Source organism: Pseudomonas sp. BN606, assembly GCF_029873115.1.
Lineage (GTDB): Bacteria > Pseudomonadota > Gammaproteobacteria > Pseudomonadales > Pseudomonadaceae > Metapseudomonas.
On sequence record NZ_SSOF01000059.1, the window covers coordinates 1 to 14,343 of the forward strand.

The following is a 14,343-nucleotide window of genomic DNA, read 5'->3' on the forward strand; positions in this document are numbered from 1 at the left end:
GCCAAGCATTGGCGTCCTGGTCAACAAGCCAGCGGAAAACGACACCCGCAACGTCTACCCCAACCAGCCACAAAAGGATTACCCGGTATGAGGCGCCTGGCGTTGTGTGGTGTCCTGCTGCTGAGCCTGGGTGCCTGTGCCCGCGATCACAATGGCTGGGCCCCTCCAGGGCCGCCGCGACTGCCGTATGACACGTGGTACGTCGGCTTGGCCGCGCCCCGTTACATGGAAGTGTGGGTGGAAAGTGTGGATGTGCTGGATCAGCGTGGCATGGCGTTTTTCCGCGTTCACGGTGGAGTCGCTGCTTATACGAACAAAGCGGCGGACTGGCACCAAGGGGGCGGGGCGATGAAGCCGGTGAGCAACATCGACCTGCCGGAGATGCTCTTCGTACGCTGGCAGTCGCTGGTGGAGCCGCAGACCTACAAAGCCACCCTCCCGATCCCGCCGTGGGTGCGCGATGAGATGGTCAGGCCGGAGCGGGTATTTTGCCAAGGCTCGCAAAAGTGGAAAGACGATTACCGGAGGATGATTTCGCTAGGCCTGGCGCCAGGTGGCATCGTCAAGGTCTGGGTAGGAGGGCCTTGCCTGCCCTCCAAGGAGGTGGGCCGCTACCAGGCCAAGGTTGAGCCGCTAGGGCCTTACAAAGGGAAATCAAAAGGCAAATACATCCCCTTGGAGCCGGAGAACAAAGCCTATATCGAGCAGAACGGAGTTCCCTATAGCAGTTGTTGAGGTCTGCCCATAGCGGAATACAAGCACGTTCTGTCGGAACTGCTGCCAAGCGATTTCGCACAACTATGAAATTGCTGGAGTGCTTAATCAATCCCCAAGGAGGGCAGTGTCGTGCAACAAGCTAGAAATGCCGGTAAGAGCAATAGCGAAGAAGGCAGTGTTGTCAGGTTGATATCGGCAGCCAGCACCTTGTCTTGGTTATCGCCGCCCGATAAAGGAGTGTTCGAGATCACGTCGGGCCCCGCGCTTCCTGAAATAATCTTTGAGTTCAAGACGGATGTCGACGGCGATTATGAGTGGTCCTGGGTTATCGAGTGGGAAGCGAAAGCGAGTGGCCTGAGAGAGAAGGCGCGCAATGGAAAGACGCTGCAAACATTCAATGAATCCGGGAAATTCGTTGGGAAAGACAAAAAGTGGATGGCCAACTTTGGCGGAAGAATCCTGGGCGGCAAATTGACAGTGGCGGTTCTCGTGGGCGGAAAGAAACTTGAGCGCAGCGTCATGATTCGGGGCCAGAATCCGAGCAAGGAAGACGTTGCGACTTATGTGGCCAACCTCGAAGACATGGGCGGGTTCGATAAATTGCTGGAGCAGGAAACAGGCTCTAAGCATTTTATCAGTCTGGATGGGGAACCCATCGTGGCCTTCGATAAAGGTTATGGGGTCACGCAAATGACCAATCCTGCACCCACCTACGAACAAGCGTGGAACTGGAAGGAAAATATTACAGCAGGTTCTTCGTTGTACAGGGAAAAAGTACGGTTGGCCGAGAAGTACCTGGGACAAAGTGGCAGGACCTACTCGGATGAACAGCTACAGCATGAAGCCTTCAGTCGTTGGAATGGCGGTTCTTACCATGAATGGGATGCCAGTTCTAAATCTTGGATGAGGAGGAAAAATCTGCTATGCGACTCCCAAACAGGAAACATCGGTTGGCTTACGAACAAGGAAGAAAATAAGGATAAGACGGAGTCCGAACTTCGTGAGCGAGATAAGGATACTTACAAGCTGGGGGCGAAAGGACAGTCCAGTGATCATTCATGGATTTATTCGGGGGTGTGTTATGCAGACCATGTGCTCGCAGATTAGGATTGGAGGTCTGCTGTTTTTTTTGGCGCTAATGTTGGGGTTGGTGAATAATGCTTTTGCTGATGGGGGGACTTCATGGGTGCCTAAGCGGCAGGAAGTAGTGCATTTGGCTTTCACTGATGGAAGTAGTTATGACTTGAAACTATTTCCTGATGTGGATGGTGTTTTTCTTGACGGAAACAAACACGAAATCAATGGGGAGAGTTATATCTCGGTTTTCCAGGTATCGCCATCCAATCCTGGGAGTCCAACTAAATACTGCGGCGCTGGAAGCGAGGTGTGGCTTTATGTGTACAAAGTTTCTGGCGCAGAGCTGAAGGTGCAGACCAGGGTTTTGGTAAGTAGTTGCCTACGTTCTCTGTCCATGGATTGGCTGGATGGGGACGTGCAGCAAGATAACGCCGACTTTTCTGCCGTGCAGTGGAATGAAGAAGGTTTCTCTATTCGTTGGTTATACAACGTCGATAACTCTGAAAGGTCAATAAGCTCAACGATTTATGTACTACGAAACAAAGTTTTTTCTGCGCAAAATATATTGAGCGAAGAGCGGTAGTACGGCTTGTAAAGTCGATTCTATTTTTATGTCAGGAGGACAATATGAAAGGCATCATCCGTATTGGCGATAAGACCACGGGGGGAGGCACTGTCTTATCGGGTTCATCTGCTATGCAATTCGGCGGCATAGGTGTAGCCCGTCAGGGCGATCCGGTTAGTTGTCCGATTCCGGGGCATGGCCCCACGGTGATTGCCGAGGGGCATCCGACGTTTCGTGACAATGGTGTACCGGTCGCCTTTCAGGGGCACCTGTGTTCCTGCGGCTGCGCATTGATTTCTTCGCTGTCGGCCGCAACGGCGAGCTGAACCATGCCGGTCAGATTGGACAAAGTGCCGCCCCGTGCGGCGGTGCCTGCGTCGCCACGCGCCTGGATCTGGTTGCTGCTATTGCCGTCGCTGTCAGTGCTGGGTTTGGGCATGACTTTATGGCTGGGCGGCGAGTCATTGACCCAGCAGCCGGCTAAATTCTGGCGCATAGCCTTGGGTGTGCCCTTTCTGGTCTGGTGCGTGCTGGGTTTTCTACGGGCCCTGGTGTACGTCGGAATGTTGAGTGTGGCCGACGGCTGGGATGAGGCTCGCAAACAGGACCTGGTTCAGAAAATGCGCCGTGGTCGTCGTTCGCTGCAAGTGTTGGGCGTCAGCCTGCATACCGCGCTACGACCCGCGGAGGACCTGGATGGCGTTGGCCAGATGGACGCCATATGCCGCGACGCTCAGGCCTTGAAAGTTCAAGCCTCATGGCAGGGAAGCGCGGTGCGTCATAGTCGTCTCTCGCGTATTGCAGACGAATCGCCGGAACAGATACTGCTGCGCGTGCTTCCACCTGTGCTGGCCGAATTGGCGAGCGTCTTGGCGGGGTTGTCAGAAGGCAGGCCGTTGGCATACCTGCTGGAAATAGACAGTGCATTACCCCGGCACGAACTGCAGCGGATATGGCTCCACCTTTGGCTCGAGTCCGGTATTCGTCAGCCGCTTACGCCGGTTAAGGGGAGCGGGCTGGACGCAGTCGATCGGTGGCTGGATCAGCGTATCGGCGATGAGGCGCTAATGCTGGTAGTGGCGATCCAAATTGCGCCGGCACAACCGGAAGGGACAGCCGAGGCGGTGGTGGGACTTTTGTTCGGCAACCGGCTGACGCAAGCAACACTGGAGCCAAGAGCCTATCTGTACCGTCCCGAGCAGGAGCGCAAGCCGACAGCCGAGGATCTGGACTATGCGGTGCGTCAGGCGCTGGAGTGGGCCAAGGCGGAGGCTTCGGCAATTCAGGATGTCTGGCTGACTGGAATCGACGCTAAGCGTCAGCGCGCACTGGGCACGGTGCGGGACGCGTTGTCGATACCGGCGAAGCAGGGCCAGGGCTTGCATGATCTGGATGCGACCTTGGGCTATCCGGGGCGGGCCGCGCCCTGGGTGGCGATTGCCACTGCCGTTGAGGCTATCCAAGGCAAAGAAGGGAAAGGGCAGCCGCAACTCATCTTCAGTGGGGATGGCGCCGCAGAGACGGGTCTGTGGAGCACTGTGGTCATGCCCGTGCTACCTGCTTCGAAATAGGGATTAGGGGTATCTGATGCGCTCGCGTCGTGCGATGTGGTTGGGAGTTTTGGTCGGTCTGGTGTTGTTGATCGGCGTGATCTTGAGCGTACTGCTCTGGTGGCAGCCGATGCTGCTGGGGGTTCGTTCCGGCAGTGAAGTGCAGGCCGTTTGGCGGCTAGCCGCGGTAGGCATGACGGTCATGGTGCTCGTTATGGTGAGTGGCTACGCGCTGATGGGGCGGCGGGTGGGCGGTTCGACGTACCGGGAGCAAGAGGGCGATGATGTGGCGGCCCCGGTGCAGGCCGCTGGAGGGGACGTCCCTGCGTCCCCCGCAGCCTCAGTGACAATCGAAGCGATCAAGGCGCACCTGTGTGACACCATCGGCTTCTTCTGGCGCCGCAAGGTCCGCCCCGTGCTGGTGGTCGGCGAGCGCGACCAGATCGAGGCCATCGCCCCGACCCTGTCCGAGCAACGCTGGCTAGAAGGCGAGGGCGTGCTGCTACTGTGGGGTGGTAGTACCCAGGGCGAGCCAGATGCGGCGCAGCTCGAACAGTGGCGCAAGCTCTGCACTCGCCGGCCGCTGGATGGCATCGTCTGGGCGCTCACTCCGGAGCAGAGCGCCGATCCCGCGCACATCGGCCACGGCGTCACCCATCTGCAGAAAGTCACGCATCTGCTGCGCTGGCAAGCCCCGGTGCACCTCTGGCAGGTCTATGCCAGCGACTGGAGCCAGCAAGAGCGCCCGTCCGAGGCGGTGGGTTGCCGGTTGTCACCGCACGTCAATGCCGCGCAGCTAGAAAGCAGCTTGCAGCGCCTGGCGCAGCCGCTGCGCGAGCAGGGGCTGGTGCACATGCAGGACAACCCGTGCCACGATTTTTTGCTGCGTCTGGCCCGCGACCTGCACAGCGAAGGTTCTGCCCGTTGGCAACACGCACTGGGGCCGCTACTACGTGCCCGAGGGGTGATCCTGGGCGGGCTGTGGTTCAGCCTGTCGCTGCGCAGGCTCGGCGGAGGGATGAAAAACACCTGGCAGGTGGACCCGGCTTGGTGGGGCGTACTGAGTGACAATTCCCTGGGTGGCCAGCCGCAAGGCTTGACTCTGCCGCGCGTGGGTAGCGCGCTGCTGCTGGGGTTGGCGGCGCTGTGGGGCAGCGGCATGCTGCTTTCCTACGCTAGCAACCGTGCGCAGATCGGCGAGGTACAGGCCGCCCTGGCTACCCTTGAGCAGCCCCGCGACGTTGACTCGCCCCTGCGTGCGTTTAATGAACTGGTCCATCAGATGGATCGGCTGGATTTCCACGCCCAGCACGGTGTGCCCTGGCACCAGCGCTTCGGACTGAGCCAGAACGAAGCGTTGCTGGATACCCTCTGGCCGCGTTACGTGGCAGCCAACAATCGGTTGATTCGCGACCCGGCAGCGGCCAACCTCGAGTCTAGTCTGCGCAGCCTGCTCGACCTGCCACCGGGCAGCCCGGAGCGTGCCGCCCGTGCCAGCGAGACCTACGACTCGCTCAAGGCCTACCTGATGATGGCGCGCCCGGACAAGACCGATGCGCCTTTCCTCGCCCAAACGCTCGTTGCCGCCGAAACCCATCGCGCGGGTGTGGCCTCCGGCGTCTGGCAGGCCGTCGCGCCCAACCTCTGGCGCTTCTATGCCGAACACCTGTCGGCCCACCCCGAGTGGCGCGTCGACCTCGATCCGGCCCTGGTTGCGCAGGCCCGACAGGTGCTGCTCGGCCAACTGGGCCAGCGCAACGGCGAAACCGCACTTTATGAGGCAGTCCTAGAAGCCGCGGCCAACCACTATCCGCCCCTGGGCCTGCGGCAGATGGTCAGCGATACGAACACCTCGATGCTGTTCTCCACCGAGGCCGAAGTACCCGGCGTCTTTACCCGTCAGGCTTGGGAGGGCCAGGTGCGCAAGGCCATTGACGACATAGCCGAGGCCCGTCGCGAAGAAATCGATTGGGTGTTGAGCGACGACCAGAATGACATTGCGGCCGACATGACTGCCGAGGTGCTTCGGGAACGCCTTGCCGCGCGTTACTTCCAGGACTACGGCAGTGCCTGGCTCGAGGTACTCAACAGCCTGCAATGGCATCAGGCCGCCAGCCTCGCCGACGTCATCGACCAGCTCACCCTGATGAGCGACATCCGCCAGTCGCCGCTGATCGCCCTGATGAACACCCTGGCCTATCAGGGCCAGGCCGGTGCGCACGGCCAGGCGTTGAGCGACTCGCTGATCAAGTCCGCGCAGAAGCTCATGGGCCAGAACCAGGCCCCGGTGATCGACCAGCAGCACCAGGGCTTGCAAGGCCCACTGGATGACAGCTTTGGCCCGCTGCTTTCTCTACTGGGAAAAGGCGCCGAAGCAACGGGCAACGATGGTAGCCTTAGCCTGCACGCGTTCCTCGCGCGCGTGACGCGCGTACGCTTGAAGCTGCAACAGGTCAGTAACGCGCCCGATCCGCAGGCTATGACCCAGGCCCTGGCGCAAACCGTGTTCCAGGGCAAGAGCGTTGACCTCGCCGATGCCCAGTCCTACGGCAGCCTGATCGCCGCCAGCCTCGGCGCAGAGTGGGGCCACTTCGGCAATGCGCTGTTCGTCCAGCCACTGGAGCAGGCCTGGCGCCGCGTCCTGCAACCCTCGACGGCCGGCCTCAACGACCAGTGGCAGCGCGCAATCGTCGAGCCCTGGAGCCGTGCCTTCGCCGGCCGATATCCATTCGCCGCGACTGCTAGCGACGCCTCGCTGCCCATGCTTGGGCAGATGATCCGCAGCGACTCTGGACGCATCCACCAGTTCCTCCAGCAGCAATTGGAAGGCGTGCTGCGCAAGCAGGGCAACCACTGGGTACCCGATGTCGCGCATAGCCAGGGCTTGCGCTTCAACCCCGAGTTCCTCAAGGCGGTCAACCAGCTCGCCGATCTGGCCGATGTGCTCTACACCGACGGCGGCATGGGACTGGCCTTCGAGTTGCGAGCCAAGCCCGTGCGCGATGTCGTACAGACCACCCTGACCCTAGATGGCGAACGCCTCGATTACTTCAACCAGCGGGAAAGCTGGCAGCGCTTCGCCTGGCCGGGCGCCAGCGATCACCCCGGTGCGAGTCTGAGCTGGACCAGCGTCAAGACCGGCGAGCGGCTGTATGGCGATTATTCGGGCACCTGGGGGGTGATCCGCCTGCTGGAACATGCCCGGGTCACCGCGTTGGACGACAGCGAGACCCGCTATCACATGGTGCTGGAAGCCCCCGACGGCCTGAAACTGACCTGGCACCTGCGCACTGAGCTGGGTGCTGGCCCACTGGCACTTATCCAGTTACGCGGCTTCAGGATGCCGACACAGATTTTCCTTGATGAGGACGCTAGGCCCCTTCCGTATGCTCAGAATGGGAGTTTCCGATGAGCCTGTCTTCGTTGATTATCACTTGCCTGGGTGAGTGCGATGCACTGGTGCTGGCGCGCCAACAGGCATCTAAATGGTCTGAGTGGTTGCAACCCATCGAGTCGCATTCGGCAGTGGGAGACGACCCCGGTTACGACGACGACTTTCAGGCCATGCGTGAGGAGGTCAACAAGCTCTCCGGTTCCAACGTCGAGCGGGTGGTACAACTGGCGGAGAAGTTGCTCAAACAGCGCTGCAAGGATCTGCGCATTGCCACCTACTACCTCTGGGCGCGCTTGCATAAGGATGGCGAGGCAGGACTGGCTGATGGCATCTGCCTGCTGGCTGCGCTGGTAGAACGTTTTGCGGCCGATGTTTTGCCAAGCCGCCCCAACAGCCGGCGGATGGCTGTTGAGTGGCTAGCCAGCGGCAGGGTGCTCGACAGCTTGTCGCTGTACCCAGAAGTAGTGAAGTCGGAGGCCAGACAAACCGTGGCTGCGCTGGCCTGGCTGGAAGAGGGCCTCAGCGCCTGGCCCGAAAACCAGCGTCCGGCGCTGGACCCTTTGTATGCGGCGCTGTCGAACAGGCTGGCCCAGTCCGGCGGGGTGGATGCGGTCGTGCCGCAGAACAGCTCAATCCATGAGGCGAAGTTGCAGAGTGGTGCCTCGGCCGTTGCCGCCATCAAGTCTGGTCGCGACTTGCTGGACAGTGGCCGTGCGTTGGCGGGTTATCTGCGCGAGCAGCCACTGGGTTGGCTGGCGGCGCATCGGCTGATGAAGAGCCTGCGCTGGGACACCGTGCATCAGGCACCGCCCGAGGACGGTAGCGGCCACACGAGGCTGGCGCCGCCGCGCAGTGATTATCGGTCGCAGCTCAAGCGCTTGTACCTGCAACAGAGCTGGAGCGAACTGCTTGATCAGGTCGAACGCATTTATGCCGAGGGGGTGAACCATTTCTGGCTCGATCTTCAGTGGTACCTCTGCCAGGCGTTATCCAGGCAGCCGGCGCCGCAGGATGGCTGGGCCGATATCGTCAAGCGCGACCTGGGCATGCTTCTCGATCGTTTGCCGGGCCTGGAGACATTGTGCTGGAGCGATGGAACGCCGTTTGCCGACGAGGTCACCCGCGACTGGATCGTGCAGCACGTCAGTGGCAATCGCTCCCCGCGTTGGTTGCCCGCCCAGGCCGCCTCTGCGCCGATGGCGGCCGACGTACTTGCTCTGGAAAGCGAGGCTTTGGCACAGGCCGACAGCGCCGGCGTCGATGCGGCGCTGGCCTGGCTGGCTGCTCGGCCCGGTGTGCAATCGGGCCGGCAGCGCTGGTTGCTGCGTTTGCTGATGGCGCGGATCGCCGATCAGTGTGGCAAGGCCGACCTGGCTGTGCACCTGCTGGGTGAGTTGGAGGTGACGGTGCAGCGTCAGGGGCTCGCTGAATGGGAACCTGATCTGACCTTCGAAGTCCAGGCCCGGCTGCTCAAGCTGCTGCGTTCCAAGGCCCAGCGAAACGATGCGGACAAGGCAGCGCTGTTCCGACGCATGGACGCACTGCTGGCGGCGCTAGTAGCGCTAGACCCGATACGTGCCGCAGTGCTCTGCGGCTGAAATTTTCTGATTCAGGATCACTCATAGTGGATACGGACAATCCGACCCTGCGCTATTTCGATGCGGAAATGCGCTACCTGCGTGAAGCCGGCAAAGAGTTTGCCGAGGCATTTCCCGACCGCGCGGCTCAGCTCAATCTGGACAAGCCCGGTGCCCGCGACCCCTATGTGGAGCGACTGTTCGAGGGCTTTGCATTCCTCATGGGGCGGCTGCGGGAAAAGCTCGATGATGACCTGCCCGAATTGACCGAAGGCTTGGTCAGTCTACTGTGGCCGCATTATCTACGTACCATTCCCTCGTTATCGATCATCGAGCTGGTGCCTGATCTCTCGCAGATGAAATGCAGCGAGTCGATCGAAAAAGGTCTTGAGGTGCTTTCTCAGCCGCTGGGGCCCAAGCGCACCCGATGCAGTTACACCACTACCCAGGACCTGACCCTGCAACCACTTGTAATGGATTCACTACGGCTGGCCTACGAAGTCGATGGGCGCTCGGTTTTACTCCTGCGCTTTACCTGTGGCGAGCTGGTCAACTGGAGCCAGGTGGATCTGACCCGCTTGCCCTTGTACCTGAATGCCGATGGCGCTTTGGCCAGCGCCCTGCATCTGGCGCTGACCCGTCATGCTGAGACGCTGTATGTGCGCTTGCCGGGCCACCCTGAGCGCGTGACGCTGGATGGAAATTTCGTGGCAAAGGGGTTTGCTGAGGATGATCGCCTGTGGCCCAAGGGCGACAGTGCCTTCAGCGGTTATCAGCTGCTGCTGGAGTACTTCACCTTCCGCGAGAAGTTCATGTTCGTCACCTTGTGTGGGCTGGAGCGGTTGGAGCTCGAAGACGGCACGCCCTGGTTCGAACTGGAGGTGGTCCTGCGAGAGGCATGGCCCCATGACTTCGAGCCGCGCGCCGAACATTTGCGCCTGAACTCCGTACCGGTGATCAACCTGTTTCCCCTGGAAGCCGACCCGCTCCGGCTGGACCCGTTGCAGAGCGACTATTTGCTTCGTCCCATGCGCCTGCAGGATGGCCATACGGAAATCTATTCGGTGGACCGCGTCACTGTGTCGAAGAATGCCGAGCGAGAGGAATACGTGCCGTTCACCAGCTTCCGTCATAAAGGCGGCATGCTGCACGACGAGGCACCGGAGCGTTACTTCCACACGCGCCTCAAGCGAGGCGTGAACGGCTTGCACGATACCTGGCTGATCCTCGGTGGCGAGGGTTTCGACGCGGACCGACTGCAAGATAGAGAAAGCCTGTCCCTGCGCTTGACTGGCACCAATGGCCAGCTACCGCGCAAGGCGCTGCAGAGCACATTGCTCGATACCCTGGTGCATTCCACCCAGGCCGGTCTGCAGGTGCGCAACCTGTGTGCAGCAACCCTGCCGTGTTACCCGCCTAACCGAGACCGCTTCCACTGGAGGGTACTCAGCCACCTGGGCTCGAACTTTCTGCCGATGCTGGATAACGCCGAAGTACTGCGCGGCACTCTCGCGCTCTACGACTGGACGGGCAGCGAGCTGAACAGACGGCGTCTGGAAGCGATCGTTGACGTCCGGCATCACCTGATCCAGCGCTTCGAAAAAGGCTTTCTGCTGCGTGGGGTGGATATCGAAGTCACGCTCGACGCAGACGGCTTTACCGGTGAGGGCGACATCTCCCTGTTCGGCGAGATGCTCAGCCGTTTCTTCGCCCTTTATGCCGACATCCACCTGTTCAATCAGCTCACGCTGATCCTTCAACCCTCTGGTAAGTGCCTGCGATGGAACGAGAACCACAGTCAGCGTATTCCCGGCTGAAAGCCAGTGGCTTGCTGCAAATCCTGGAGGGGAGGGCGGCGCAAGCCAACCTGTACCGCTTCTGTCAATTGCTGGAGCAAGCCTTGCCGGAGCATCCGCCATTGGGTAGCACTGCGAGCCCTGCGAACGACCCGGTTCGCTTTCGACCGGACCCTGGTATGGGTTTTCCAGCCGGGGAACTGAAGGCCATCGATATCCACGGGGCTGATCCGCAGTGGCCGCCCACGGTACGCACACGCCTGCTCGGCCTGTACGGCGTGGATTCACCCTTGCCGACTACTTATCTCGACGACATTACCCAGCGCCGGGACGGCCACGAGGCACTGGAGGCCTTTCTCGACATCTTCAATCACCGGGTACTCACGCAGTTCTATCGCATCTGGCGTAAGTATTCGTACCCGGCCACGTTCGAAGCTGGCGGCACCGACGCGACCTCGCAATGCTTGCTGGGGCTGATCGGGTTGGGCATTCCAGGCACGGCCAAGCATGTCGCCACGCCGATTTCGCGGTTCCTCGCATTGCTCGGCTTGATGAGGCTACCAACGCGCAATGTCGAGGGTTTGCAGGCGCTGGTCAAGTTACTGGCTCCCAGCACTCTGGCACGAGTTAGCGCACATTGGCCGCACCGAATTGCCCTAGCGCAACCCGCCAGCTTGTCGAAGATTCGACCGGTACGTCTGCAGCAGGACATGCCGTTAGGAAGCGTCGGGCAGGATGCCAACAGCCAGTTGCGCTTAGTGCTGTTTACCGAAGATCGCGAGGAGGCGCGTGGCTGGTTGCCGGGGGGGCAGTTGCATGCCGACTTGCTGGTGTTGCTGCGCGTTTACCTTGGCTGGCGGTGTTCCGCCTTGCTGGAGCTCTCTTTGCCGACGCATTGCCTGCCGGTGCCGCTGCTGGGGGAAGCTCCGGTGTTGCTCGGCATGACCGGTGTACTGGGGCTCGGCGGTGGCGGGAAAAAGGCGGGGCCGGGGAACGTCACCATCAAACTGGGCCGCTACCAGGGGCTGCAGAACAATCCTCATGAAAGAGAAGTACAGCATGTTGCGTATCGTTTCTAAGTCACTCCTGCTGGCCATGCTCGGCGTGCTACAGGGTGGCTGTGGCTTGTACCAGGGGGTGACCGACGCCAGCACCTCCACCGCAAGGGCGATCTTCTACAAGCAGGTAAGGACCCTGCATCTGGACTTCAGCGGCCGTGCGGCGATGAACACCAATGGTCACGACATGAATGCGCTTTCTGTCCCGACACTGGTGCGCATCTATCAGCTAGGGGACCGTATGGCACTCGAAAAGGCCACTTATGAAAGTCTGCTGAGTCATGCGGATACTGCGTTGGCTTCTGACCTGCTGGATCAGCGCGTGGTTGTGGTGAAGCCTGGCGAGGGGGCGAAGTTGAGCGTGCCGATGAACGAGGAAGCGCAAGTCGTTGCAGTAGTGGCGTTGTTCCGCCAGCCGGATACGGTGAAGAACAGCTGGAGGCTAGTTTTGACTCGCGAGGATCTGAACCCGGATCGGCCGCGCGTGATCGAACTTGGCGACAACAGTCTGCTCCTGCGTCCCTTGTCCAGGAAGTAACGCCATGAATGAACAGAGCCTGTCACTCTACGAAGTGCTTTTGCAGAACTTCTCTGGCGAATTGGAATTGCATCGTGTCCACGAAGAAGACCAGGTCATCCTGTCGGTGCTCGACAACCTGCAGCGCATCCTCGACAGCCGGGCCGGAGCCCTCAGCCATCTTCCGGATTACGGATTGCCCGACCTAGGCGTCATCCTGCAGGGGCTCCCGGCAACCGCCCATGGGTTGATGGGCACCCTCACCGACACCTTGCTGAAATACGAACCGCGCCTGGCTGCGGTGAACGTGCGGTTACTGCCGCAGTCCCTCCCCGGGCACCTCGAGTACGCCCTGGATGTGCAGCTGAAGAGCGGTATGCAGGCAACCTTCGGCACCACGCTTGCCCCGGAGGGCAAAGTGCTAGTGCGTCACCTGAAGCAGATGAGCTACCTGACGACGGAGAGGAATGGATTGCGGGGATCGTTCGAATAGTCGAGTGGAGTGAAGAATGACGTTACTTTTTGAGCTGAAATACCGTCCTGGCGGTGATCCGACCGGCTTCGCCCAATACGGTGCACTGCATGAAGAGCTGAGCAAGTTGGCTCAACCCGCATCCCCTGAAGTGAATTGGGAATGGGTGGAGTATCAGTGCCTGTCCCTGTTCAAGGAGAACGGGGCGGAGCTGCAATCAGCCGCCGCGTTCTTGCTGGCCCGCATGCACCTTCACGGATTGTCTGGTATGGAGCAGGCGTTGGCGCTTGTCGTGGCCCTGCTGGCTCATGGCGAGCCGGTACCTTGGCCGCCCTCGTCATCTGCGCGCGCGCAGATATTGGCATGGCTATGCGTGCACCTACAGTCCGTAGTTAGGAGGTCGGAGTTATCAACTTCAGACCTTCTGCTTGCACGCCGAATCAACGCTGGACTGACCCAGATAAGTGAGCTGCTTGGGCGTAAGAATCAGCCGTCGGTATCAGCGCTGGAGGAACTGCGACAACAGTTCGAGAAACTCATAAGGCGCCTGGAACCTGAGTCGGTTACCAGCGAACTTGCGATACAGCAGGCCGCAGGGGGGGCTGGAGGGGCTCTCGGTATGCATACATTTAACCCGTTCCATGTCGCCAACGTCTTGCCGTCCAGCACGCCAAATGTGTTGGTGGTATCACTCGCTGATGGCCATAGGGCTGATTCATCCACGCGGAGCAGGAAAGACGTTTTTCTGTTTTCGTTGCTCGCGCTGCTCTGTGTGATCGTTTTGGGCGGACTCGGGTGGTGGGGGCATGGGCTATGGCTTGCAATGGAGCATCGCCAGCTCGCGCAGATGGCAGATCCCGAGGTTGTTCACTTGGATAGCCTCATGCTCTTTCCTTCCGGTAGTGCACAGCTCAGGCCGGAATCCACCAAGGTGCTGATTAACAGTCTGATGAACATCAAGGCGCAGCAGGATTGGTTGATCGTTATCACCGGTCATTCCGATGCTGTTGGCAATGTCGGTCAGAATCTGGAGCTATCCCTAGCCCGGGCTGCTGCGGTACGCGATTGGATGCAGCGTATGGGAGATATCCCCGACAGCTGCTTTGTTGTGCAGGGGTTCGGTGCGGGGCAACCGCTTGCGAGCAACGATACGGAAGAGGGGCGTTCTACTAACCGCCGAGTGGATATTCGACTGGTGCCGCAGGCTGGTGCATGCGCTACAGGCCATGCGCAAGAAGACGTGCCCAGCTGATGCTGTTGCAGGATGGTTTACCTCGAAGGGCGGTGATAAGGGCATCGCTGGTTACTCCAGCTAACGCCAAGCTCGCGCAGCTATATAAGAAAGCAGTGGAGAAGGACGCCTTAGCAGCGCGCTGGAAAGGTATGACAAAAAGGTTTCAATTAAGTGTTGACGGCAGATTCTGCATCCCTATAATGCGCACCTCTCCCAGCGACGAAGCAGCGGAAAGGCTTGAAAATCAAGCACTTAGCTGTAGTTAGGCGCAGGGAGAGGTGATCGGCAGGCGGTGGTAGTGCTTGTCGCTTCGGTCTTCCGAGAGGTCGGCCAGAAGATGATCGCCGAGGTGTTGACAGCGACTTTCAACGCTGTAGAATGCGCCT

12 protein-coding genes are annotated in these 14,343 nt (G+C 60.1%); all 12 read left to right on the plus strand.

What is annotated here, in order from left to right:
- The first annotated feature begins 87 nt into the window (after positions 1 to 87).
- The 12 genes from E8E75_RS10315 to E8E75_RS10370 all read left to right on the plus strand — a co-directional run bounded on the left by E8E75_RS10315 (position 88) and on the right by E8E75_RS10370 (position 13,975).
- A complete protein-coding gene (locus E8E75_RS10315) occupies positions 88 to 735 on the plus strand; it encodes a DUF2931 family protein (RefSeq protein WP_280358670.1) in 648 nt (215 codons plus the stop codon).
- Between the two features lie 111 nt (positions 736 to 846).
- Entirely contained in the window at positions 847 to 1,824 is a 978-nt protein-coding gene (locus E8E75_RS10320; protein WP_153918465.1) for a hypothetical protein, read from the plus strand.
- Entirely contained in the window at positions 1,799 to 2,377 is a 579-nt protein-coding gene (locus tag E8E75_RS10325) for a hypothetical protein (RefSeq protein ID WP_153918467.1), read from the plus strand. Before E8E75_RS10320 ends, E8E75_RS10325 begins: the two co-directional genes overlap by 26 nt.
- A 44-nt stretch (positions 2,378 to 2,421) precedes the next feature.
- Positions 2,422 to 2,685, plus strand: a complete 264-nt coding sequence (locus E8E75_RS10330) for a PAAR domain-containing protein (protein WP_153918469.1) — start codon at positions 2,422 to 2,424, stop codon at positions 2,683 to 2,685.
- Between the two features lie 3 nt (positions 2,686 to 2,688).
- Positions 2,689 to 3,930 carry a hypothetical protein gene (locus tag E8E75_RS10335; RefSeq protein ID WP_120650408.1) on the plus strand — a complete coding sequence of 414 codons (1,242 nt, stop codon included), beginning with the start codon at positions 2,689 to 2,691 and terminating at the stop codon, positions 3,928 to 3,930.
- 16 nt (positions 3,931 to 3,946) lie between these two features.
- On the plus strand, positions 3,947 to 7,321 hold the full coding sequence (locus tag E8E75_RS10340) for an ImcF-related family protein (protein WP_153918471.1): 3,375 nt from the start codon (positions 3,947 to 3,949) through the stop codon (positions 7,319 to 7,321).
- Positions 7,318 to 8,901, plus strand: a complete 1,584-nt coding sequence (gene tssA / locus E8E75_RS10345; RefSeq protein ID WP_153918473.1) for a type VI secretion system protein TssA — start codon at positions 7,318 to 7,320, stop codon at positions 8,899 to 8,901. The genes E8E75_RS10340 and tssA overlap by 4 nt, the downstream gene beginning before the upstream one ends.
- Positions 8,902 to 8,927: 26 nt before the next feature.
- The gene (gene tssF, locus E8E75_RS10350) at positions 8,928 to 10,697 is read left to right on the plus strand and encodes a type VI secretion system baseplate subunit TssF (RefSeq protein ID WP_280358673.1); all 1,770 of its coding nucleotides are present in this window, start codon (positions 8,928 to 8,930) and stop codon (positions 10,695 to 10,697) included.
- Positions 10,661 to 11,755: a type VI secretion system baseplate subunit TssG gene (gene tssG / locus E8E75_RS10355; RefSeq protein ID WP_153918477.1), complete on the plus strand. Its 1,095-nt coding sequence runs from the start codon at positions 10,661 to 10,663 to the stop codon at positions 11,753 to 11,755. The genes tssF and tssG overlap by 37 nt, the downstream gene beginning before the upstream one ends.
- Positions 11,736 to 12,272, plus strand: coding sequence for a type VI secretion system lipoprotein TssJ (gene tssJ / locus E8E75_RS10360; RefSeq protein ID WP_120650415.1), 537 nt, complete (start codon positions 11,736 to 11,738; stop codon positions 12,270 to 12,272). Before tssG ends, tssJ begins: the two co-directional genes overlap by 20 nt.
- A gap of 4 nt (positions 12,273 to 12,276) precedes the next feature.
- The gene (gene tssE, locus E8E75_RS10365; protein WP_120650417.1) at positions 12,277 to 12,744 is read left to right on the plus strand and encodes a type VI secretion system baseplate subunit TssE; all 468 of its coding nucleotides are present in this window, start codon (positions 12,277 to 12,279) and stop codon (positions 12,742 to 12,744) included.
- 16 nt (positions 12,745 to 12,760) lie between these two features.
- On the plus strand, positions 12,761 to 13,975 hold the full coding sequence (locus tag E8E75_RS10370) for an OmpA family protein (RefSeq protein WP_120650418.1): 1,215 nt from the start codon (positions 12,761 to 12,763) through the stop codon (positions 13,973 to 13,975).
- Positions 13,976 to 14,343: the final 368 nt, after the last annotated feature.